This is a genomic window from Gordonia sp. B8661-1, from assembly GCF_059427765.1.
This window is the reverse complement of sequence record NZ_JCAHRL010000010.1, coordinates 101,565-123,786: the sequence shown is the minus strand read 5'-3', so window position 1 is coordinate 123,786 and position 22,222 is coordinate 101,565. Positions and strand designations below refer to the sequence as shown.

Below are 22,222 nucleotides of genomic sequence, written 5' to 3'. Positions count from 1 at the left end.
AGCAGCCATGGTTCCGTTCGTTTCAGACGAGTGAGGTGATCTCGGCCGACACCTGGTCGTCGGTGAGGGCGAGGACGTCGAGCAGGATCTCCGCGACACGGGTCGCGCGATGGCCCTCGCGGGTGATCAGTCGTGCCGCGAGTCCTTCGATGGTCCGGTGTGCAAAGACGTCGGCGACTCCGATCAGGGAGGTGTCGAGCCATTCGCGGATACGGGCGACGAAGCGGGTGGCGAGGACGGAATCGCCACCGAGCCCGATGAAGTCGTCGGTGACGCCGATCGGGCGGGTGGTGAGCAGATGCTCCAGGATCGTGACGAGCGCGTGCTCCACCGGAGTACGGGGGGCGACGGACGTGCCGTGGCCCTCGTCGTCGAACAGCGCGCGGATGCGGGCGCGGTCGTACTTGCCGTTGGCGGTCAGCGGTAGGTGCTCGACCACTCGGATGGACCGCGGGATCATGTGGGACGGAAGGGTTTCGGCGATCCGTGCCAGCATCGACGTCTCGGTGGGGGCAACGGCGCCGGCGACGACCACGGCGAGCAGGTCGCGTCCGTCCGTGGTGGCGACGGCGGCGCTGACACCCGGGACGGCCAGGAGCGCGGATTCCACCTCACCCAGCTCGATCCGGTATCCGCGGACCTTCACCATGTGATCGGCGCGGCCGAGGAATTCGAGGAAACCGCCCGGCAGGTAGCGCGCGAGATCGCCGGTGCGATACCAGCGGACGCCGTCACGAATGACGAAGCGGTCGGCGGTGCGCTGCGGGTCGGTCCGGTAGCCGTCGGCGACGCCGGCGCCGCCGATCCACAGCTCGCCGGGCACCAGGTCCGGGCGATCCCGTCCGAGCGTGTCGACGACCCGGCAGCGAACCCCGCGCAGAGGTACGCCGTAGGGTACGAAGGCCGCACCCGCCGGGACGTCCTCGGCCTGGCACACGGTCGAATGGATGGCGGTCTCGGTGGTGCCGCCGAGGCCGGCGACGCGGCAGTCGGGCAACTGCGCCGCGACCCGTTCGAGCAGCGAGACCTCCACCTTGTCGCCGCCCATGATGATGGTGCGCAACGATTCCGGAAGTTCGGTGAGGTCGAGCAGCATGCCGAGGATCGCCGGTACGCAGTTGAGCACGGTCACCGACTCGGCGGTGAGCAGGCGCGCCCAATCGTCGGCTCGGGTGTCGGCGTCGTCGCCCGGAACCACCACGGCGCCACCGACGGCAAGGAGACCGAAGATGTCGAACACCGAGAGATCGAACTCCAGGGACGACACCTGCAGGCTGCGATCGGCCGGCCCGAGTCCGTACCGGTCGAGGAGATCGGTGAGGGTGGCGACGGCCGCGCGGTGCGGCACCTCCACCCCCTTCGGTGTTCCGGTGGAACCGGAGGTGAACAGCACGTAGGCGAGACCGTCCGGCGAGCCGAGGATCTCTCCGGTGGGTTCGGCGGCCCGGGCTTCGGTGACATCGATGACCGCGATGGCCGAATCCGTCCAGCGCGCAGGCTCATCGGTGAGGATCGCGGCCGGCGTGGCCACCGAGAGAATCCGGTCGCGCCGGGCGGCAGGCTGATTCGGGGAGACCGGCACATACGCCGCTCCGGTGATGAGCGTGCCCAGGGCCGCGATCACTGCCTCGCCGCCCTTGTGGATGTTCACCACCACCGTGTCGGCCTCGCTCACACCCGCGGCGGTCAGGGCTCCGGCCACGCGACGTGCCTCGTCGGCGAGTTCCCGATGTGACCAGGTGCGGTCGTCGGCGATCACGGCGGGCGCATCGCCCCGGGTGTCGGCGGCGGCCAGGAGGGCGCCGTGCAGCGTGCCGGTGGCCTCCGGAGCGTCGAACACACCGGTGTCCGGAAGCGGATGCTCAACCGAAAGGCGTTGCACACGAGTCCCGTCCGGGACCGGAGCCGGAGCGGGGGTGTCCCACTCGCCGGCGATGAGGAGGTCGAGCAGCCGGATGTAGTGATCGAACATCGAGCGGGCGGTGTCGACCGCGAGGTCGGAGGCGCGGACGTCCCAGTTCAGGAGCAGGCCGCCGGCGACCTCGGTGACCTGGGCGTCCAGAAGGACCTGGGGACCTTGCGACACGATCCACGACGGGGTGCCCAGCACGTCGGTGACGATGGGGGAGAACAACTCTCCCAGACCGAGCGCGCTGGTGAAGACGACCGGCGAGACCACCGGTTCGCCGCGGTTGCGGCTGAGTTCGCGCAGGACGTCGAGGCCGCTCATGCTGCCGTGTGCGGCGGCCTCGTGCATGCTCGCCCGCATGGTGCGGGCCCGGTCGGCGAGGGACTGCTCCTCGGTGAGATCGACGTCGACGAGCAACGAGGAGGTGAAGTCGCCGATGACCTTCTCCACGTCGGGATGCGTCGGCTCCCGGTCGAAGAGCGGCACCGTGAGCAGGAATCGTGAAGTGGCCGAATGGGTTCCGACGGCTTCCGCGAAAGCTGCGGCGACTGCGGCGGCGGGGGTGACCCCGCGCCGGTGCGCATGATCTTCGAGGTGCTTCCAGTCCGCGGCATCCACCGCATGGTGCAGCCGGACCGTGGCTGGGGCGGCACCGCCGTGCCGTGCTGCGTCGGTGAGGGGAAGTTCGGGCGGGCCGGGCAGGTCCGCGAGACGCTCGCGCCACCAGGCGGCATCGGCGTCGAGGACCGGGCGATCGCCGCGCCCCGCGGACAGTGCGGCGAAGTCCACGCCCAGTGGCGGCAGTTCCTCGCCGCGGTAGAGGCGGGCGAGATCGTCGACGAGCACGCGGTAACTCATGGCGTCCGCGGCGATCATGTCGACGTCGAGGTGCACCCGGGTGCGATCCCCGGGCAGGAGGCTCAGCTCGAGTCGGATGACCCCACCCTCCGAGATGGGCAGCGCCCGATGGGTTCCGGTGTCCCGTCGTTCGGCGAGCACGGTGTCGACCTCGTCGACGGACGCGCCCCGCAGATCGTGGACCGCAATGGCATCCGGATGCGCGGGTCCGAATTCCTGTGTGCCGTCGGGTAATACCCGGACCCGCAGCATGGGATGACGGTCGAGCAGGGCGGCCGCGGCGGTCCGGAAGCGGACGGGATCGATGTCGCCGCCGTCGAACTCGATGTACAGATGGGCCGCGACACCGCCGAACGCGTGACTGTCCGATCGCCCCACCCAGTAGGCGTGCTGCATCGGTGCCAGCGGGAAGGGGCCCGGCGTCGCGGCGACCGGGGTGGTCGCCGCCTCGGCGGCCTCGACGTCGTCGGTATCGGTCGCGCCGGTGCCGCCGATGAGCAGGCGCTCCCATGCGGTGATCGTCGGCTCGGCCGCCAACCGGGCGAAATCGACGTCGAATCCGCGCTTTCGCCACTGTCCGGCCAGGCGCATCATGCGCAGCGAATCGAGTCCCTGCATGATGAGATCGCCTGTGGGATCGAGGGATTCGGCCGACAGGCCGAGCATCGCGCCGACTTCGGCGGGGATGTCGGCTGCGGTCGGTGTGGCCGGGCGATCAACCATGCTCGTCGTATGCCTTTTCAGGTTAGGGTCAACTGTCTTAGGGTGTACTGACTTAGGTTAGGCTAACAGACTAAACCACGGAAATGAGTACCCGAGAACGGCCTGACGGCCCCATTCGTGGTGACCCCTGGCAGCTTAGGCTAACCTAATGCAATCTCTCGACGAGACAGGAAGCGAATGACTACTACACAGGGTGGCGTCCTCGGCCAGGCCGACTCGTCCAGCGTGCTGGCCGCGGCGGTCAGCGAGGCGATGCTGGGTGGCGACGGGCAGCTCTCGGTCCTCGATCCGGAGACCGGCGAGTGGGACACCCGCCCCTGGCGTGCCGTGCACGATCGGGCGACGGAGATCGCGACACAGATCGTCGCCGACCGTCGCCACACGGAGCCGGGCGCGGTGGGCCTGATCGGTGACCCGACCGTCGATCTCGTGGCGGCGGTGCAGGGTGCGTGGCTGGCCGGTGTGCCGGTGTCCATTCTGCCCGGGCCGATCCGTGGAGCGGACGAGGAGCGCTGGGCGCAGAGCACCTACACGCGGTTCGCCGACATCGGCGTCGATCTGGTCCTCGGTGGCGGCGCAGAACTCGATCTCCTGTCCAAGGTCGACGGTTGGCTGCGGGTACGGCGTGTGGCCGACTACGGTGTCGGCGCCGACATCGCCGATTTCGTTCCGCGCAGTGCCGGACCCGATGCGCCCGCGGTCCTGCAGGGCACCGCCGGTTCCACCGGCGACCCGAAGACCGCCGTCCTGACCGCGTCCGCGGTCCGGACCAACACGACCGAACTCATCGCCCGCCTGGGCCTCCATCGCACCCGCGACACCGGTTTCACCTGGCTGCCGCTCTATCACGACATGGGATTGACCTTCCTGCTCGCCGGTATGGGAACCGGAATCCCGTTGTATCTGGTGCCGAACTCCGCATTCGCGGCCGCGCCGTTCACGTGGCTGCAGTGGCTGACCGATACCGGCGCGACGATCACCGCCGCCCCGAACTTCGCCTACGACATCCTCGGACGGTACGGAAAGCTCATCAAGGAGGCCGACCTCTCGCGCCTGCGCGTCGCCATCAGCGGTGGTGAGCCCATCGACCCGGACGCCTTCGACAAATTCCTCGCCGAGACCGCACGATTCGGTTTCGATCCGGCCGCCGCGGCCCCGGCCTACGGCATGGCCGAGTCGACCTGTGCGGTCACCATGCCCGCCGTCGGCGAGGGTGCGAACTACGACGAGGTGACGGTGCTCCCGTCCGGGGACGAGGCGGGCGCCGAGCCCGTCCGACGGCGCTATGCCATGCTCGGAAAACCCTTGGGCGGCATGCAGGTCCGCATCGTCAAGGCCGACATCGAAATACCCCGTATCGAGGGCCGCGAGGTCGGACAGGTGGAGATCCGCGGTACCTCCATGATGCGGGGTTACCTCGGGCAGGCGCCCGTCGGCGCGGGGGAGTGGTTTCCCACCGGTGACATCGGCTACCTCGTCGACGGCCGGCTGGTGATCTGCGGCCGCGCCAAGGAAATCGTCATCGTGGCGGGCCGCAATCTGTTCCCCGTCGAGATCGAGCGTGCCGCCGCATTGGTGCCGGGCGTCAAACGCGGTGGCGTCGTGGCGATGGCGCGCGGCGAGGGCGCGGCGCGTCCGGGCCTCGTCGTCGTCGCCGAATACCGGGGCGACGACCCCGAGGGCACCCGCTCCGACGTGATCGCCGAGGTCGCCTCCGAATGCGGCGTGGTGCCGGCGAGCGTGCTGCTCGTCGAACCCGGTTCGGTGCCGCGCACCACATCCGGCAAGCTGCGGCGACTGGAGACCAAGCATCTGGTCGAAGCGGGAGAACTGAAGTGACCACGACCGATACGGTGGAACGGACGGCGGGCGCATCGACCCTCGACGACTATCGGGCACTGCTCGAGCGGGTCTTCGACGACGAGGTGCGCGCATGGACCGAGGAAGCCGAACGGACCGAACGGTTTCCACGGAAACTGCTCGAACGCCTCGGTGACGAGGGGGTCTTCGCCGAGAAGTGGGGCGACGCCAAGACGCCCGATCTGGCGAAGATGTTCGAACTGGCCTTCGCTCTCGGCAGGCTCGGCTCGGCGGGTATCAGTGTCGGTGTGAGCCTGCATGATTCGGCCATCGCGATCCTGCGTCGCTTCGGCGCGCGGTCGGCCACTCTCACCGATGTCGCCGACCGCGCCATCGCCGGACGGGCCGTGTTGTGCCTGGCCGCCTCCGAATCGTCCGGTGGATCCGACCTGCAGATCGTTGAGACCCGCGTCCGCGCCGAGGGTGACGGCTACCGCGTGACCGGGCGCAAGAAGTTCGTATCGCTCTCGCCGATCGCCGACTACATCCTGGTCGTCGCGCGTGAGGCCGACGACGCCGTGGATGATCCTGCGGCAGAGGAGCATCGCTCCGGTACTCACGGCAACGTCATGCTGATCCTGGTGCCCACCGATCAGGTGACCATCCTGCCACCCTATGCCAAGGTGAGCGCCGGACCGCTGGACACCGCCGCCGTGGAGATCGACACGTGGGTGCCCGCCGATCACCTGATCGCCCGCGCGGGAACGGGATTGGCCGTCGTCAGCTGGGGGCTGGCCCATGAGCGGCTGTCCATCGCCGGTCAGGTCGCCGCATCCTGCGACCAGGTTCTCGGCATCACCGTGGCCCGCATGCAGGAGCGCACCCAGTTCGGTTCGACCCTGTTCGACCATCAGGCGCTGCGACTGCGCGTGGCGGACATGCAGTCCCGGGTCGACATGCTGCGGCACGCGCTCACCGGAATCGCGGTGGGCGGCAAGCTCGATCTGCGCACCGCCGCCGCGATGAAGGTGTCCGCCGCGCGGCTCGGCGAAGAGGTCATCGGTGAGTGCATGCACATCTTCGGCGGATCCGGGTTCCTCACCGCCGAGACACCGCTCGGCCGCTGGTGGCGCGACATGAAACTCGCTCGCGTCGGCGGCGGTACCGATGAGGTGCTGTGGGAACTCGTCGCCGCATCGCTCAGACCCGATATCGAGGGATACCGGCGTTTTGCCGGTTCCATCACCTGACCCGACCACCCCACCGATCAGCATCAGATCGATCACCATCAGGCCCGCCGGGCCACGTTCGAGGAGTTAGACCGTCATGACACAGCAGACCGATACGTACCGGGGCGAGCAGCAGTACCCCGAAGGCGAGTACGCGGATGCGTACGGCCAGTACCAGGCGGCTCCCGAACAGAAGAGCGGCAAGCTGAACTGGCCGACCGTGCTGGCATCCGCCGGTGTGGCCGCGGTCATCTCCGCACTCATCATGAGCATCGGCGTGGTCGGACTGATGCTCTCCAACAACAACGGCAGCAACGACGCAAGCGACAGCGCGCAGCCCACCGTGGTCAATCTGGGGTCCGCGCAGACGCCGCTGCAGCAGGGCAATCAGGCTGCGGCACAACCGGGCTCCGCCCCGGCAGCGGGCGGCGCGGATGGTGCAGTGCCGCCGGCCGGTGCCCCGGCAGGTGCACCCGCCGAACAGGTGCCGTCCAGCGATGGTGGTGCGGGCACGGGCAATGCCCCGGTGCAGCAGGCACCGCAGGCGGCACCGGGCGGTGCCGCTGCGCAGGCCCCGGCCCCGGCGCAGACCAGTGCGGGGCCGCAGGCGCTGACGCCGGGCCAGCTCAACACCAAGGTGCGGCTCATCATGAACACCGGTGCGTCCCGCGCCGCACGAGCGAGTGAACTGCAGTCCGGTGCACGCGGATTGGGGCCGGTGGATGCCGTCGCCCAGATGCTGCGCGTCAGCGGCGCCGGATTCAGCTACCGGATGATCGGGCCGGTGCAGCTCAACGGCACGAGCATGAGCGCGACGCTACAGATGTCACTGGTCGGCCAGGGATCGCGGAACCGCACCATGACCTGGGTGTGGATGGACAACAAGTGGAAGCTGTCGAACAAGAGCACCTGCGACGTCGCGTCCTACGCGCTCGTGCCCTGCTCGCTGTGACGCTCGGACTGATGAGGAATACACCAATGCACAAGAGGTTTCGCGGCCTGTTCGTCGCACTGATGGTCGGTGTGCTGGCCGTCGTCGGAGCGGGTTGTTCATCCCCCGACGAGGACAAGAAGGGCGGCGAGGTCCAGATCAACCTGCCCGACGGCCGCCAGGTGACGATCGACGGTGCACCCAAGCGCATCGTGACACTCGGCGGACAGTGGACCGATGTCGCGCTGTCCTTCGGAGTGACGCCGGTCGGCTACTTCGATGCCCTGCAGGCACAGACCAAGCAGTTGCCGCCCTGGTACGGCGACAAACTGAAGGACTCGACGGTCATCGACCCCAACGGTGACGTCGTAGGTGCGGTCGCCAAGCTGGAGCCGGACCTGATCCTCGCGCCCGGATTCGCCTCCATGGCAGGCAACTTCGAAGCGATGTCGAAGCTCGCGCCGACGATCGACAAGATCAGCGGACAGCAGATCGACCCGTGGCAGGACATGGTCACCCTGATGGGCACGATCCTGCACGAACCGGACAAGGCCAAGCAGATCATCGGTGACGTCGACGCGAAGATCGGCGACATCCGCAAGGAGTTCCCGGGACTCGACGGCAAGACCTACGCCTTCGCGTACATGTATGGCCCCGACCAGATCTCGGCCTTCGGTGACGCCTCCGACGGTGCGGGCAAGCTCTTCTCGTCGCTCGGCCTGACAGTGGCGCCGCGACTCGCCGAGCAGTCGGCGAAGACCAAGGAGCCCCGATTCTCCATCAGTGCGGAGAACATTCCCTGGCTGAACGCGGGCCTGCTCGTGATGGCCACGCAGACACCGGAATTGCGCAAGCGGCTCGAAGGTCTGCCGGGCTACCGCAATCTGAAGGCGGTCCGATCCGGTGCGGTCGCGATGCTGTCGCCGGCGCAGATCGCCGGACTCAACGAGCCGTCGCCCAACTCCATCCCGTACGCCTTCGAGCAGATGAAGCCCGCACTCTCGGCAGCCGCGGAGAAGTAGTCACAGCCGGATCGGTTGTGCGGTGGTTGGTCTCGATACGCCACGGGCTCGCTGCGCTCGCGCGCCGCTACTCGACCAGCGCTGTCGTTGCTGATCGGTGGGGGTGAGCCTTGCTGATCGAGTCGTTGCGCTTGCGCGGTGTTGGTCGGCCGGCGTTGTTGTCGCTGATCGAGTAGGCGCCGAGCGCAGCGAGGCTCCGTATCGAGATCACAGCTCGAGGATGACGGGTGCGTGATCGCTGGCGCCCTTGCCTTTCCGAGCATCCCGTGCGACGACCGCGTCGGTGACGCGGTCGTCGACGGCGGGGGAGCAGTACAGGAAGTCGATACGCATGCCCTCGTTCCGGGGAAAGCGCAGCGACGTGTAGTCCCAGAAGGTGTAGCCGTCGGTGAAGCGCCGCGCCGAATCCCGCAGGCCCGCTTCCTCGAAGGCCCGCAGTGAGGCGCGCTCGGGTTCGGAGACGTGGGTCCGTCCGGCGAAGAACTCCGGATCCCACACATCGTCGTCGGTCGGGATGACATTCCAGTCGGCAGCCAGTGCCAGGGACACCCGTGGGTCGTCGGTGAGCCTGCTCACGGCGTAATCGCGCAGCGCGGCAAGCCAATCCAGCTTGTAGCGATAGTGCGGATCGTCGAGCGCGCGGCCGTTCGGGACGTAGAGGCTCCAGACTTCGATGCCGTCGCAGACCGCGCCGATCGCCCGAGCTTCCACCGCCGGGGTGCCATCCGGCGTTGCGAAGGCCGGTTGTCCGGGGAAGTCCAGCCGAACATCGGCGAGCCCGACTCGCGAAGCGATCGCGACCCCGTTGTAGCCCCCACCGCCGACGGTCTCGACCTCGTATCCGTGGGCGAGGAAGCTCATCACCGGGAACTCGTCGTCCCGGCATTTGGTCTCCTGCATGGCCAGGACGTCGATGTCGTTGGCGACCATCCAGTCGACGACGAGTTCCGACCGCGCACGGATGGAGTTCACGTTCCAAGTGGCGATCCGCACATCAGTCCTCGAGTCGGGCCAGCGGGTATCCGATGTCACGCCACCGTTTTTCGACGCCGGCGATGTCGTCGGCCGGGCAGAGCAGGAGCACCGCGAACGCGGCCCGCGGGTCGGCCTCGTCTCGGTAGTAGTCGCGATAGAACTCCATCGACTCGGCGAACCACTCGAGCTGCTCGGGATCGCGCCGCAGCAACCTGTTGGCGTCGGTGACCACCGTCAGGTAACCCGCGCGGGCCGGTTCCAGATCGCGCATGCAGTCGTCGAAAGCATCCTTGTTGTGCCCGAAGTGTTCCGGGAAATCCCAGGCGCGAGCGAATTCGTCCAGCACCCCGCCGACGGTCGCCATCTCGTCGGCGTCGACGGCCCGCAGGGCCACCCGGTCGGAGAACATCGCGTGGTACGGCACATCGGCGTGGATGCCGACGACCGGGCCGGATCGTCCTGCTGCCCACAGGAAATCGCCATCGCGGGTCAGGCGACGCTCCTCCGGTGTCAGATCGTCGTCGGTCATCGGCTCGGCCCCCGGATCTGCACGAAGCTGCGGTAGTGGTCGTCGGTGTACCAGGCGGTGCCGTCGCTGCCGGTGACGATCCGTTCGGCGTCGCGACTGCGGCCGCGTTCCTTCGGATTGACATCCCATTCCCGATAGGTGATCCGGCTGCCGTCGGACTTCTTCCTGGGGAGCAGCCCCTCCTGGTTGCGGAAGGTGATGCCGCCCTTGGTGCCCGGCGCGTTGGCGGCCTCCGGCCAGCGTCCCGCGTCGATGAGTGCCAGCGTGCGCAGCACATGATCGTCGACGCGGGCGCGGGAATCGGGGGCCGCGGAGGCGGACGCCGCCACCGAGGTGCGCTGAGACACCGGGGAGTCGCCGGAGTCGTCGGTGCCGCGATTGATCAGCCACGTCACGCCGACGACCATCGCGATGAGGACGAGCGCGGCGGCCGACATCAGCGCCTGGCGTCGCCGTCCGGCCGAGGTGCGAGCTGTCACGGGCATAACCCTAGCGGCGTCGCTGCGCCCTGACATCCATCGGCGGCGCCTCGCGGACACTGGGGCGGGATCTCGATACGCTGCCTCGCCTGGCGGCTCGGAAGCTACTCGATCAGCGGGAGAGCTGCCTCGCCTGGCGGCTCGGAAGCTACTCGATCGGCGGGAGGGCAGCCTCGCCTGGCGGCTCGGTAGCTACTCGATCAGCGGGAGGTGCCGGCTGGGTGCTACTCGACCGGTGAGAGTTCGTCGAGATACACGTAGCGATAGCTGTGGTGCAGGCCGAAGCCCAGCCTGCGGTACCACGCGCCCGCAAGCCGATTGTCGGCGTGGACCTGAAGGTACGCGCCTGTCGCACCCTGTTCCGCACCCCACGCCAGCAGCTCGGCCACGATGGCCGATGCGTGCCCCCGGCCGCGCTGTGCGGCATCGGTGTGCAACGACGTGATGCCGAGCCAACGGTGGCCGTCCGAAGCATCCGTGACCGACCCGCGGCCCACCGACGCGGGATGGTCGGGTGAGCCCGTGTGGACGAAGATCACCGGCCCGCTCGACGCCGACACGACGGCCGCCGTCCGCTGTTCCTCGTCGCCGCGGTCGACCCCGAACGCGAGCCGAAGCCAGCCCGGACCCGGTTCGGGAAGACGTGAAACCGGTTGTGATCCACCCGCTTCGACGGGTGCGTCCAGGGGGCGTGTCAGCACCTGAACCGTGCCGTCGTCGTATCGGCCCCCGGGCTGCCCGGGCGGCAGCAGGCGCTCCGGAACAGCGAGCAGTGGCGGACGGTCGCGGTCGTGATACCAGGTGCGGATGGCGGCCAGCGTCGCCGCGTCGGCCCGCGCACCGAACTCGACGGGCACCGCCGCGTTGGCGCGCCGCGTGATGCCGTGGCCGGTGCGGAGCATCCAGCCGTCGATCACCGTCGACTCGACCCCCGGCCACGCCCGCGCGGCCGCCGACTCCAGCGCGCGGATCGCCGAATTGCGAACGGTGAAGCGGGAGAGCAGGCGCACCGACACCACCGCGTCCCGCGGGATCGATTCCGGCGTGCCGTCACGGTCGACGATCAGTGGATCGCCGTCGTCGACCAGCACCCCCGTCACATCCGACATCGCCGCATCCGGATCGCCGGTCACATTCGGCCCGCTCGCTCCGCTCCCGGCGCCGGTCACATTCGGCCCGCTCGCTCCGCTCCCGGCGCCGCGCCAGTCATCCGGCGTCGCATCACCGAGGCGGTACCGGACGACCACCCGATCGCCGATGAAGGGTTCCGGGTCAGCCATCGGCCAGTCAGTCGTCCTCGTCGTGGCCGAAGGGATCCTCGACCTCGCCGGGAGTCCAGCTCAGGCCAGGAACACCCCAGCCGGCCTTCTTGATGACCTTCTTCGCGGCCCGGGCGTTGCGACCGACGAGCACGTCGACGTACAGGAAACCGTCGAGATGTCCGACCTCGTGCTGGAGCATGCGTGCGAAGAACCCGTTGCCCTCGATGACGACCTCATTGCCGTCGCGGTCGGTGCCGGTGACGCGGGCCCAGTCGGCGCGTCCGGTCGGGAACTGTTCGCCCGGCACGGAGAGGCAGCCCTCGTCGTCGTCATCCGGGTCGGGCATCGTCTCGGGGATCTCGGAGGTCTCGAGAACCGGGTTGATGACCTCACCGCGGCGCCACGGTTCGCTGCGGCGGTCGGCCGGGCAGTCGTAGACGAACAGTCGTTTGCCCACACCGACCTGATTGCCGGCCAGTCCCACTCCGTGTGCGGCGTCCATGGTGTCGAACATGTCGTCGAGGAGGGTGACGATCTCCGGCGACGGCCGACCCTGCTCGTCGGTCTCGACCGGTTCGGTCGGACGATGGAGCACGGGTTCGCCGACGATGCAGATCGGGAGAATTGCCATGCCGCACAGATTACCCAGTGACGTGCGCCGTCCGGAGCGGGGACGTGGTGTGCCCCATGGTGAGCCGCGAGGAGGGATACGGCGCACTGTCGGCTCTTCGGGCGCGTCCTTCCCCCTCCGCCTTCGGTGATCGTGGTTAGATGATCAGCGAACCACACTGCTGTTATTTGTTTGCCGACCTGAATCGGCTGCACCCGGAAATGAGGGTTTCCGGGTGCGGACACGACAGGCATGGTGGGCCCGGACGACCGGGCGGCAGGCGGCAGCGGTGTGATGGGTACGAGGCGATCTTGAGGGAGCGAGATGGACGGCGCAGCTGCGCGAAGCCAGAAGCCGGGCGACAGCCCGCAACCCGCGGACCCCACACTCGATTCAACGAACTCGGCCGTCGATCCGCACGAGGTCGGACCGGATGGTCTGTCGCGTCGCGAACACGACATCCTCTCCTTCGAACGGCAGTGGTGGAAGTACGCGGGGGCGAAGGAAGAAGCGATCAAGGAACTCTTCGGATTGTCGGCCACCCGGTACTACCAGGTGCTGAACGCGCTGGTCGACCGGCCGGAGGCGCTCGCGGCCGACCCGATGCTGGTGAAGCGGCTCCGGCGCCTGCGCGCATCGCGGCAGAAGGCGCGCGCGGCACGGCGGCTCGGGTTCGAGATCACCTGAACCGAGCCGGGGCCCGTCCGGGGATGTGAGTTAAGGTTTCGGTGATGAATGCCGATCGCGAACCGAGCCGACTGCCGCTCCGGGCCGGGGCCATGCTCCTGCTCGCGGTGGCCATCGTCTGCATCGGTCTGGGCTGGCACAGCATCGCCTCCAGCGGCGATGATCCGGAGAAGCAGTTGAGCTCCGCCCAGCCCCCGACGACCTCCGCTCCTGCGACCGGGAGTCCGACCAGCTCCGAATCGGGCACGGCCTCCGGCGACTCCCCGAAATTGTGCGTGTACAACGCCGGTTCGGTCGGCGGTCTCGCCGGGGACGTGAGCGACGACCTGAAGGCGAAGGGCTACCAGATGTCGAAGCCCGGCAACCTCACGTCCAGCTCGATCACCGAGAACACGATCTTCTACGACAGCGGACAGAAGTCGCAGGCCGAGGACATCGCGAAGGCCCTCGGCGGCGACGCCAGCGTGGAGTCTCGCCCGGCGAGTTTCACCCGCTGCGCCGACGGCATCCCGGTCATCGTGGTCACGCGATGACCGGCATCCGGCGGTCGTCCCCATCGTCTTCGCACCAGCCACGCGCATGAGAATGCCGATCACCACAACTAGGAGTGACATGACCAGCACGAAGACCACCACGACCGTCCGGCGCACGCTCGTCGCCCTCGCCTCCGCGGGTCTCCTCGGTGGCGTCGTCGCCGGCTGTACTCCCAACGAGCCCGCCAGCGATACCCCCGGCACCACTCCGCCGGTGGCCACCGGCGATCAGGCTCCCGACGGTGCGGCCGACGACAATCCCGTCTCCGGCGGTGAGACCTCGGCTCCGAGCACGCCGGGAGCGACGGCGACCCTCGTCAACGCATCCGGTGCGGACATCGGCCAGGCGACCTTCACCCCCAGCGGATCGTCCGTGCGCGTCTCCGTGAAGGTGAACTCCGGCAGCGGCATCTCCGCGGGCTTCCACGGCATGCACCTGCACCAGAACGGCGTGTGCTCGGGCACCGGCGCCGAGGCCTTCACCAGCGCGGGCGGCCACCTGCAGGTCAACGGCAACACCGGCCATCCGTCGAGCGGTGACCTGGTCTCCCTCAACGTCCTCAAGGACGGCACCGGTGAGACCGTCACCACCACCGATTCGGTGAATATCGGTCAGATCACCGGGAAGTCGATCGTCATCCACTCGGGTCCGGACAACTTCGCCAACATCCCGACGCGCTACGCGCCGGCACCGGATGAGCAGACGATGAAGACCGGCGATGCCGGCTCCCGCGTCGCCTGCGGTGTCATCCAGGACGCGAAGTAGCCGGTTCCTCCGGTGACCGCCACACCGTGATCACCCGGATCGACCCCGCCCCGGTCTCGTGCTGACCCCGATCGAGTTCCACGGATCACCGGCGCCCACGCTGGGTGTCGAATGGGAATTCGCGTTGACCGACAAGGACACCGGCGACCTGTCGAACTCCGCGGCGGCGCTGTTCGAGCTGGTGTCCGAGCGGGTCCCCAGTCGTCGCGACAAGATCCACAAGGAGTTGCTGCGCAACACCGTGGAACTCGTGACGGGGGTCTGCCGCACCACCGGTGAGGCCATGGACGATCTGTCGGCCACCCTGGACGCGGTGCGTGGTCTCACCGACGAACTCGGTGTCGACCTCTACGGTGCGGGCACCCATCCGTTCGCCGAGTGGTCGACCCAGTTGCTCACCGAGGGCAGCAGATATGCCGAACTGATCGAGCGCACCCAGATGTGGGGCAGACAGATGCTGATCTGGGGTGTGCACGTGCACGTCGGAATCAGTCACCGCGACAAGGTGTTACCGATCATCGGTGCGCTGCTGAAGTATTACCCGCACCTGCTCGCGCTGTCGGCGTCGTCGCCCATGTGGTCGGGCCGCGACACCGGCTATGCCAGCAACCGGGCGATGATGTTCCAGCAGCTGCCCACCGCGGGCCTGCCCTTCCACTTCGAGCGGTGGGAGGAATTCGAGGGCTTCGTCCGCGATCAGAAGACCACCGGCATCATCGATCACCTCAACGAGATCCGTTGGGACATCCGGCCGTCCCCGCACCTGGGCACCATCGAGGTCCGCGTGTGCGACGGCGTCTCCAATCTCACCGAGCTCTCCGCGCTGGTCGCGTTCATCCACTGCCTGGTCGTGTACCTCGACCGCCGGTTGTCGGCGGGGGAGACGCTGCCGCAGATGGCGCCGTGGCTGGTGCAGGAGAACAAGTGGCGCGCCGCGCGTTACGGTCTGGACGCCATTGTGATCCTCGACGCCGAATGCAACGAGCGGCTCGTCTCCGATGACCTCGCCGACCTCCTGGTGACTCTCGAACCCATTGCCGCCGAGCTGGATTGCGTGGTGGAGCTGGCCAGGGTGCGCGACATCGTCGCCGACGGCGCGAGCTATCAGCGGCAGCGTGCCGTCTACACCGACACCGGCGACATGCGGGCCGTCGTCCACTCGGTGGTCGACGAACTGCTCTGAATGTCGTGATCTCGAGTAGGAGCCTCGCTGCGCTCGGCTCCTACTCGATCAGCGGATCGTCGCGTATCGAGACCTGAATCAGGCGACGCCCACACAGATTTCACGTGAGAGAGCCGCCGACCGGATTATCCAGTCGGCTGCTCTCTCCGGGGATTATTGTGTGGGACAACGACTGCGAACACCTCAGTCGCGGTCGCCGGACTCCATCTCGTCGCGCTCGATGAGCCCGTCCTGGGCGCGCTGCTCCTGATAGACGAGCCGGCCGATCCGGTGGGCGATCACCGGCGCGGTGATCAGCGCGAAGAGTCCGGCCAGAAGAAGCATGCCGACGTCGACGTTGCCGCGCAGCCGGATCATCGCACCGATCAGCATCAGCATCAGGCCGAAGGTCTGGGGCTTCGTCGACGCGTGCATGCGGCTCAGGGTGTCGGTGAAGCGCAGCATGCCGATCGCCGTGGTGAGCGCCATGACCGCACCGGTGATCAGCAGGACGGAGGCGATGATGTCGGGGATCATGTCTGATCGTCCCGGACTCGATAGCGGGCGATGGCGACCGATCCGATGAAGCTGACCAGGGAGAGCGCGACGATGGCCGGCACGACGGTCGAGTCGAGACTGTAGGCCGCCCAGGTGGCGAGGCCGCCCATGCAGAGCGCGATCAGGGTGTCGAGCGCGACCAGCCGGTCGAGCGTGGTCGGTCCGCGCAGTGCGCGAATGGTGGTGAGTAGCGCCGCGATCAGCAGCAGCCCGCCCACCGTGATCCAGACGTAGGTCATGACCCGCCTCCCGGTCCCGAACGATGTGCGGTCGAGTTCCGGGGCGCCTGCACGCGCTCCCGTTCGGCCTGGCTGACGTGGTGGTAGTCGTCGTCGATGCCGTGATACGGGCTCGGATGCCATTCGCTGTCACGTTCGAAGGCCCGGATGAATTCCCGCTCGACGAACTCGATCTGCTTGTGGAACGCGCGCACCCGCTTCTCGCTGCGCACGTCGAAGACGTGGACGTACAGCATGCGGCGGCGATGATCGATCTCCACGACCATGGTGCCCGGCACCAGGTTCAGATAGTCGACGGCCAGGGTCAGCACGAGGTCGGATTTGATGGCCACCCGCACCCGGATGACCGCACCGAGAGGTGGCCGTCCCGGACGGATCGCGGCCCACGCGACCTGGGCGCTCGACACGACGAAGTCCACCAGCAGACGTCCGAGCAGGACGCACACCGCGAGCGGGTGCACCCGTCCCTCGACCGGCACCCGTGGCAGCGGCAGCAGCGTGACCACCAGGATGGCGACCAGCAGCCCGGCCAGGACATTGGCCCAGGACACGGTGCCCCACAACAACACCCACACGAAGGTGAGCCAGGTGAGATGCCACAGGCGGACGGCCAGTTCACGGGAGTCGCCGGCCAGCCAGCGGGGCAGCTTGATGCGGTCGCGCAGCCACACCAGCCCGCTCACGAGATTCCAGAAGATGAACAGCAGGCTCACCCGCCACGCGGTCTTCAACCTGCGTTTGGGCGGACTCATCGGTCACCTCCCAGCACGGCCTCGATGTACACACCACGGTCCACGATGTCATTGGCGGCCCGATCGGTGAAGCCGATGATCGGGCCGGCCCAGATGGTGAGGACCAGTCCGGCGGCGACCATCGCGACCGTGGGGAGAACCATGCCGACGGGCATGCGTCCGACGTCGTCACGGTCGTCGTAGGCGATGTCGTCACGTTCGTCGATCAGCGCCGAGGGTGCACGGTCGGCCATGTCGCCCTCGGGGGCGTCGGCGCGGGGGCGCCAGAAGCCCTTGGTCCAGATACGGGCGACGACGTACAGCGTGAGCAGGCTGGTCACCACCGAACCGCCGACCAGCACCCAGGCGAGCACCGAGCCGTCCTGGACACCGGCCTCGATCAGGGCGACCTTGCCGATGAAGCCCGAGAAGGGTGGTATGCCACCGAGATTGAGTGCCGGTACGAGGAAGAGAACGGCCAGCACCGGTGACGCGATCAGACCGCCCAGACGCCGCAGGGACGCGGAGCCGGCCTGCCGTTCGATCAGGCCCACGACCAGGAACAGCGTGGTCTGCACCAGAATGTGGTGGGCCACATAGTAGATCGCGGCCGACATACCGAATTTCGAGGACAGCGCGATGCCGAAGACCATGTAGCCGATATGGCTGACGAGGGTGAACGAGAGTAGACGTTTGATGTCGGACTGCGCGATCGCACCGAAGATGCCGATCAGCATGGTGAGCAGACCGGCGATCATCAGCATGCGATCCATCGAGCCGCCGGGGAACAGCAGAGTGTGCGCCCGGATGATCGCGTACACACCGACTTTGGTGAGCAATCCGGCGAAGACCGCGGTGACCGGGGCCGGTGCGGTCGGGTAGGAGTCGGGCAGCCAGGTCGACAGCGGGAACACGGCCGCCTTGATGCCGAAGGCGACGAGCAGCACCGCGTACAGGGCGTTGCGGGTGCCGTCGGGTACATGGTCGAGGCGGGTGGCCATCTCGGCGAGGTTCAGCGTTCCGGTGGTCGCGTAGGCGAACGCGATGCCGCCCAGGAAGATCAGCGACGACACCATCGACACCATGACGTACGACGCCCCGGCGCGCACACGTTCCGCGCTCGCTCCCAGCGTCAGCAGTACGAAGCTCGCGGCCAGCAGCACCTCGAAGGACACGTACAGGTTGAACAGGTCACCGGCGAGGAAGGAGTTGCACACACCCGCCGTGAGGATCAGGTAGGTGGGCAGGAAGATGGACACCGGCTGTTGCTCGCTGCCGTCGCGGATACCCTGGCCGACCGCGTAGACGACGACGCACAGCAGCACGCTCGTCGAGACGACGAGCATCAGGGCGGCCAGCTGGTCCACGACCAGCGTGATGCCCAGCGGCCCATTGGGATATCCCTTGCCGCCCCATCCGCCGATGTTGACCGCGAAGGTGCCGTATTCGTTGGTCAGGTACAGCAGCATGCACGAGACGATGAACGCGATCGAGATGGCGCCGATGGCGATGAGTCGCTGGAAGCGGGGACTGCGGCCGCGCAGCAGGGTGAACGCGGCCGCGATGATCGGCACCAGCGTCGGCAGGACGATGAGCACCGTGATCCAGGACGGCTGCGGAACGATCCAGTCGGGCATCAGCGTGCCTCCCCGCTCGGATCGGTTGCGCCGGAGCTGTCCGTGTCATCGGAGTCGTCGTCGCTGTCGGAGACATCCTCGTCGTCGCTGTCGGAGACATCCTCGTCGCGTACGTCGGACGAGTTCTCGGGCATGAGGTCGGTTTCGATCTCGGCGGCATGCAGCAGGGCGTACTCCTCGGGCGTGAGCGGATTGCCCTGGTCGTCGAAGAGATCACCGGCGCTGGTGTCGGCCATCGTCACCGGGTCGTCGCTGCGGTCCCGGTCAGGTGCGTCGTACAGGGAACCGGACAGGATCTTCACGTCCTCGCTGTCGTCTTCGAGATCGTCGTCGTCGCGGTTGATCACGAACAGCCGGTAGACCAGGGACAGCACGAACGCGGCCACGCCCATGGTGATGACGATGGCGGTGAGCACCATGCCCTGGGCCAGCGGATCGGCGTCGGCACCGCGGTCCTGCGACGTGCTGCCCATGATCGGCGGATTGCCCATGCCGCCGGAGACCACGATGATCAGCAGGTTGATCGCGTTGCCGCACAACAGGAGTCCGAACAGCATCCGGATGAGGCTGCGTTCCATCAGCATGTACGCGCCGCAGGCGGCCATGACGCCGATGACGATCAGCAGTCCGAGGTTGACGCTCATCGAGGTGCCTCCCCCGCGGTCGGGCTGGCAGGTGCCGGGGAATTCGCGACCGTCGAGGTCTCCACGTCGAGGCGCGCGCCCAGGCTGCGCAGGATGTCGAGCACCAGTCCGACCACGATCAGATAGATGCCGAGGTCGAAGAACAGTGCGGTGACGAGCTTGATGTCACCGAGCACCGGCAGTGTCACCTCGAAGACCGCCGACGACAGTGCGGGGACGCCGAGGAACAGCGAGACCGTCGCGGTGATCGCCGAAATCGACAGTCCCGCACCGAGAATGCGGCCGGGTTCGATGGGCAGGGCCTCGCCGAGTTCGTAGCGACCGCCGGCCAGATAGCGCAGCACGAGAGCCATGCCCATGGTGAGGCCACCCGCGAAGCCGCCGCCCGGTGCGTTGTGCCCGGCATAGAAGAAGTAGACCGACAGCACCACCAGCGTCGGGAAGATCAGCCGGGTGGTCACCTCCAGGACCATCGACCGGTGCCGCGGGTCGCGGAAGTCGCTGCCGAGCAGCCACGTGGTGCGATCCGGTGGGATCGGATCGTCGTCGTCATCGGTGACGGCGTCGCGCAGGCGTGCCGCATCGGCGACACGTGGGGCAGCGCCGAATCGCCGGTTGCGGAACACCATCGACGCGACGCCCGTGGCGGCGACGATCAGCACCGAGACCTCGCCGAGGGTGTCCCACGCGCGGATGTCCACCAGCAGCACGTTGACCGCATTGGCGCCGTGTCCGAACTTGTAGGCGGCCTCCGGCAGGTCGACGTGCAGTGGCTGATCCGACCGGGCCGCCGCGGCGAACAGGCCGATGAGGACCAGCGAGGCGCCGAAGGCGGCGGCGATCGCGGCGCGCAACGGGCGGAAACCGGTGGCGTGCCGGGGTTCCGGCTCCGCGGGCAGTTTGCGCAGCACCAGCACGAAGATCACCAGTGTCAGTGTCTCCACCAGGAACTGGGTGAGCGCGAGGTCGGGGGCGCCGTAGAGCGCGAAGAGCATGCCGACGCCGTAACCGGTGAGTCCGACGACGAGGGTGGCGGCCAGACGGTTGCGCAACACGGTGGTGGCGATGGCCGCGAGCACCATGATCAGACCGATGACCACCTGCACCGGGGTGTCGAAACCGTTGATCTCCAGCCGGTTCCGCGATCCGAGGAACAGGGCGGCGATGGGCACCACGATGGCGGTGGTGAGGATGACGCCCTGGGTGATGGGGAGCGAACCGCGCTGCGTGTTCCGGGTCAGCAGGAGCGACACGGTGTCCGCACCACGCAGCGTCGCGTCGTAGATGCGGTCGGCGTTGACCAGTGGCCGGTACTGGAACAGCAGATTCCGGAGCCTGCGCACCAGCAGGAACAGCAGGGCGCCGCCGACCACGACGATCACGGAGAACAGCACCGGCAGTCCGAGACCGTGCCACATCGCGAGATGCTCGAGCTTGTGTCCGTAGGAGGGCAGGGTCGTGGCGTACGGCTCGAACAGCGAACCGATGGGGGGACTGGCGAATCCGGCGACCACACCGGCCACCGCGAGCACGACCGGCGCCGCGAGGAACATCGCGGTCGGCTTGTGCATCTTGGCGACCGCCGGACTCGGCTTGGTCCGCACCTTGCGTCCGAAGGCGCCCCAGAGGAAGCGGCACGTGTAGGCGAAGGTGATGACCGAACCGACGAGCAGCACGATGTCGATGGCGTGACCCTGCCACTCCGCGTAGGCGCCGGTGTCCCACACGGACGCGAAAGCCGTTTCCTTGCCGACGAACCCGATGGTGAACGGCAGGCCGGCCATGCTGGCGCCGGCAACCGCCGCGGTCAGGGCCAGCATGGGCGCCTTATGGCCCAGACGTGCGAGTTTTCGGACGTCGCGGGTTCCGGTGGAGTGGTCGATGATGCCCACCACCATGAACAGCGCCGCCTTGAACAGTGCGTGCGCGACGAGCATCGACAGACCGGCCATCGCCACGTTGGCGTCACCGATGCCGACCAGCACCGCCATGAAACCGAGCTGCGACACGGTGCCGAACGCCAGGATCAGTTTCAGGTCGAGTTCCCGCAGCGAACGCCAGCCGCCGAGGATCATCGTGACCATGCCGAGCACCACCACCGCGATGTGCCAGCTCGACGTGGTGGAGAAGGCCGGGGCGAGACGCGCGATCAGGTAGATGCCCGCCTTCACCATCGCGGCGGCATGCAGGTAGGCGCTGACCGGGGTGGGCGCGGCCATCGCGCCGGGCAGCCAGAAGTGGAACGGCACGATCGCGGATTTGCTGAGTGCGCCGATGAGGATGAGGACGACCGCCACGTCGACGTAGACGCCCGCCCCCGGCGGATTCGCCAGCAAATCGGAGAGGAGGTAGCTGCCGGTTCGCTCGCCCAGCATGATGATGCCCACCAGCATGGCGAGACCGCCCGCCGTGGTCACCAGCAGCGCCTGGGTCGCGGCGCGGCGCGAGGTGGCGCGGACCGCGTAGAAACCGACGAGCATGAACGACAGCACCGTGGTCAGTTCCCAGAACACGTACAGGACCAGCATGTTGTCGCTGATGACGAGTCCGAACATGGCCGCCGCGAAGGCGACCATCTCGCCGCCGAAGACGGCCACGCGGGGACGTGCCTCATCGAAGTAGTGCGCGCAATAGAAGAGCACGAGCGCACCGACGCCGAGGATGAGCACCGACAGAATCGCGGCGAGGGTGTCGAAGCGGGTGACGATGTCCATCTGCAGACCCGGCACCCAGCGCACGGTCTGCGTCGCCGGCGGTGCACCGTCCCGCGGCCAATTCGCGACGACCCAGACGAGTGCGCCCGCGGGCGCGAGAGCCAGGACATAGAAGCCGCGAGTACCCAACCAGCTGATGATCGCGGGTGCGACAAGAGCACAAATCGCGAGAGCTATCAGCACAGCGAGCAAGAGGGCACTCCGTCTTTCGGAACCGGGCGGGG

Annotated in this window: 20 protein-coding genes; 8 read left to right on the top strand and 12 right to left on the bottom strand. The window is 67.8% G+C overall.

The genetic code is table 11. The features are described from left to right. Positions 1-22: 22 nt before the first annotated feature. Complete coding sequence (locus AC4JJG_RS18660) at positions 23-3,490, bottom strand: non-ribosomal peptide synthetase (protein WP_495398699.1); 3,468 nt, start codon at positions 3,488-3,490, stop codon at positions 23-25. A 177-nt stretch (positions 3,491-3,667) separates the two neighbouring features. On the opposite strand from AC4JJG_RS18660, the gene mbtM reads away from it, so the two are divergent. From mbtM to AC4JJG_RS18640, 4 genes are all read left to right on the top strand, one after another. Further along, positions 3,668-5,329, top strand: a complete 1,662-nt coding sequence (gene mbtM, locus AC4JJG_RS18655; RefSeq protein WP_495398700.1) for a long-chain-fatty acid--ACP ligase MbtM — start codon at positions 3,668-3,670, stop codon at positions 5,327-5,329. After that, the gene (locus tag AC4JJG_RS18650; protein WP_495398701.1) at positions 5,326-6,540 is read left to right on the top strand and encodes an acyl-CoA dehydrogenase family protein; all 1,215 of its coding nucleotides are present in this window, start codon (positions 5,326-5,328) and stop codon (positions 6,538-6,540) included. Before mbtM ends, AC4JJG_RS18650 begins: the two co-directional genes overlap by 4 nt. Before the next feature lie 76 nt (positions 6,541-6,616). Continuing rightward, complete coding sequence (locus AC4JJG_RS18645; RefSeq protein WP_495398702.1) at positions 6,617-7,471, top strand: MTB12 C-terminal domain-containing protein; 855 nt, start codon at positions 6,617-6,619, stop codon at positions 7,469-7,471. An 11-nt stretch (positions 7,472-7,482) separates the two neighbouring features. Then, positions 7,483-8,472: an ABC transporter substrate-binding protein gene (locus tag AC4JJG_RS18640; RefSeq protein WP_495398703.1), complete on the top strand. Its 990-nt coding sequence runs from the start codon at positions 7,483-7,485 to the stop codon at positions 8,470-8,472. 207 nt (positions 8,473-8,679) lie between these two features. On the opposite strand, the gene AC4JJG_RS18635 is transcribed toward AC4JJG_RS18640, so the two are convergent. The 5 genes from AC4JJG_RS18635 to AC4JJG_RS18615 all read right to left on the bottom strand — a co-directional run bounded on the left by AC4JJG_RS18635 (position 8,680) and on the right by AC4JJG_RS18615 (position 12,348). Then, positions 8,680-9,465, bottom strand: coding sequence for an exodeoxyribonuclease III (locus tag AC4JJG_RS18635; RefSeq protein WP_495398704.1), 786 nt, complete (start codon positions 9,463-9,465; stop codon positions 8,680-8,682). Between the two features lies 1 nt (position 9,466). After that, positions 9,467-9,976, bottom strand: a complete 510-nt coding sequence (locus tag AC4JJG_RS18630) for a barstar family protein (protein WP_495398705.1) — start codon at positions 9,974-9,976, stop codon at positions 9,467-9,469. After that, on the bottom strand, positions 9,973-10,461 hold the full coding sequence (locus tag AC4JJG_RS18625; RefSeq protein ID WP_495398706.1) for a guanyl-specific ribonuclease: 489 nt from the start codon (positions 10,459-10,461) through the stop codon (positions 9,973-9,975). Before AC4JJG_RS18625 ends, AC4JJG_RS18630 begins: the two co-directional genes overlap by 4 nt. Before the next feature lie 218 nt (positions 10,462-10,679). After that, entirely contained in the window at positions 10,680-11,735 is a 1,056-nt protein-coding gene (locus tag AC4JJG_RS18620) for an N-acetylglutamate synthase, CG3035 family (protein ID WP_495398707.1), read from the bottom strand. A gap of 7 nt (positions 11,736-11,742) precedes the next feature. Further along, on the bottom strand, positions 11,743-12,348 hold the full coding sequence (locus AC4JJG_RS18615; RefSeq protein WP_495398708.1) for a peptide deformylase: 606 nt from the start codon (positions 12,346-12,348) through the stop codon (positions 11,743-11,745). A gap of 303 nt (positions 12,349-12,651) precedes the next feature. Here AC4JJG_RS18615 and napA point away from each other — a divergent pair, with 303 nt between their 5' ends. The 4 genes from napA to AC4JJG_RS18595 all read left to right on the top strand — a co-directional run bounded on the left by napA (position 12,652) and on the right by AC4JJG_RS18595 (position 15,496). Continuing rightward, positions 12,652-13,014 (top strand): nucleoid-associated protein NapA, encoded by a 363-nt coding sequence (gene napA / locus AC4JJG_RS18610; RefSeq protein WP_495398709.1) that lies wholly within the window; start codon positions 12,652-12,654, stop codon positions 13,012-13,014. 44 nt (positions 13,015-13,058) lie between these two features. Then, complete coding sequence (locus AC4JJG_RS18605) at positions 13,059-13,547, top strand: LytR C-terminal domain-containing protein (protein ID WP_495398710.1); 489 nt, start codon at positions 13,059-13,061, stop codon at positions 13,545-13,547. 79 nt (positions 13,548-13,626) lie between these two features. Beyond that, positions 13,627-14,313, top strand: a complete 687-nt coding sequence (locus AC4JJG_RS18600; protein ID WP_495398711.1) for a superoxide dismutase family protein — start codon at positions 13,627-13,629, stop codon at positions 14,311-14,313. Between the two features lie 61 nt (positions 14,314-14,374). Next, positions 14,375-15,496 (top strand): glutamate--cysteine ligase, encoded by a 1,122-nt coding sequence (locus AC4JJG_RS18595; protein WP_495399590.1) that lies wholly within the window; start codon positions 14,375-14,377, stop codon positions 15,494-15,496. A gap of 183 nt (positions 15,497-15,679) precedes the next feature. Here AC4JJG_RS18595 and mnhG read toward each other — a convergent pair whose 3' ends face one another. The 6 genes from mnhG to AC4JJG_RS18565 are packed head-to-tail and all read right to left on the bottom strand — an operon-like array spanning position 15,680 to position 22,190. Continuing rightward, positions 15,680-16,012 (bottom strand): monovalent cation/H(+) antiporter subunit G, encoded by a 333-nt coding sequence (gene mnhG / locus AC4JJG_RS18590; RefSeq protein WP_495398712.1) that lies wholly within the window; start codon positions 16,010-16,012, stop codon positions 15,680-15,682. After that, the gene (locus tag AC4JJG_RS18585) at positions 16,009-16,272 is read right to left on the bottom strand and encodes a monovalent cation/H+ antiporter complex subunit F (RefSeq protein WP_495398713.1); all 264 of its coding nucleotides are present in this window, start codon (positions 16,270-16,272) and stop codon (positions 16,009-16,011) included. The genes mnhG and AC4JJG_RS18585 overlap by 4 nt, the downstream gene beginning before the upstream one ends. Beyond that, on the bottom strand, positions 16,269-17,024 hold the full coding sequence (locus tag AC4JJG_RS18580) for a Na+/H+ antiporter subunit E (protein WP_495398714.1): 756 nt from the start codon (positions 17,022-17,024) through the stop codon (positions 16,269-16,271). The genes AC4JJG_RS18585 and AC4JJG_RS18580 overlap by 4 nt, the downstream gene beginning before the upstream one ends. Beyond that, the gene (locus AC4JJG_RS18575) at positions 17,021-18,628 is read right to left on the bottom strand and encodes a Na+/H+ antiporter subunit D (RefSeq protein ID WP_495399591.1); all 1,608 of its coding nucleotides are present in this window, start codon (positions 18,626-18,628) and stop codon (positions 17,021-17,023) included. Before AC4JJG_RS18575 ends, AC4JJG_RS18580 begins: the two co-directional genes overlap by 4 nt. Before the next feature lie 11 nt (positions 18,629-18,639). Then, complete coding sequence (locus tag AC4JJG_RS18570) at positions 18,640-19,284, bottom strand: Na(+)/H(+) antiporter subunit C (RefSeq protein ID WP_495398715.1); 645 nt, start codon at positions 19,282-19,284, stop codon at positions 18,640-18,642. Continuing rightward, complete coding sequence (locus AC4JJG_RS18565; protein WP_495398716.1) at positions 19,281-22,190, bottom strand: Na+/H+ antiporter subunit A; 2,910 nt, start codon at positions 22,188-22,190, stop codon at positions 19,281-19,283. The genes AC4JJG_RS18570 and AC4JJG_RS18565 overlap by 4 nt, the downstream gene beginning before the upstream one ends. Positions 22,191-22,222 lie beyond the last annotated feature (32 nt).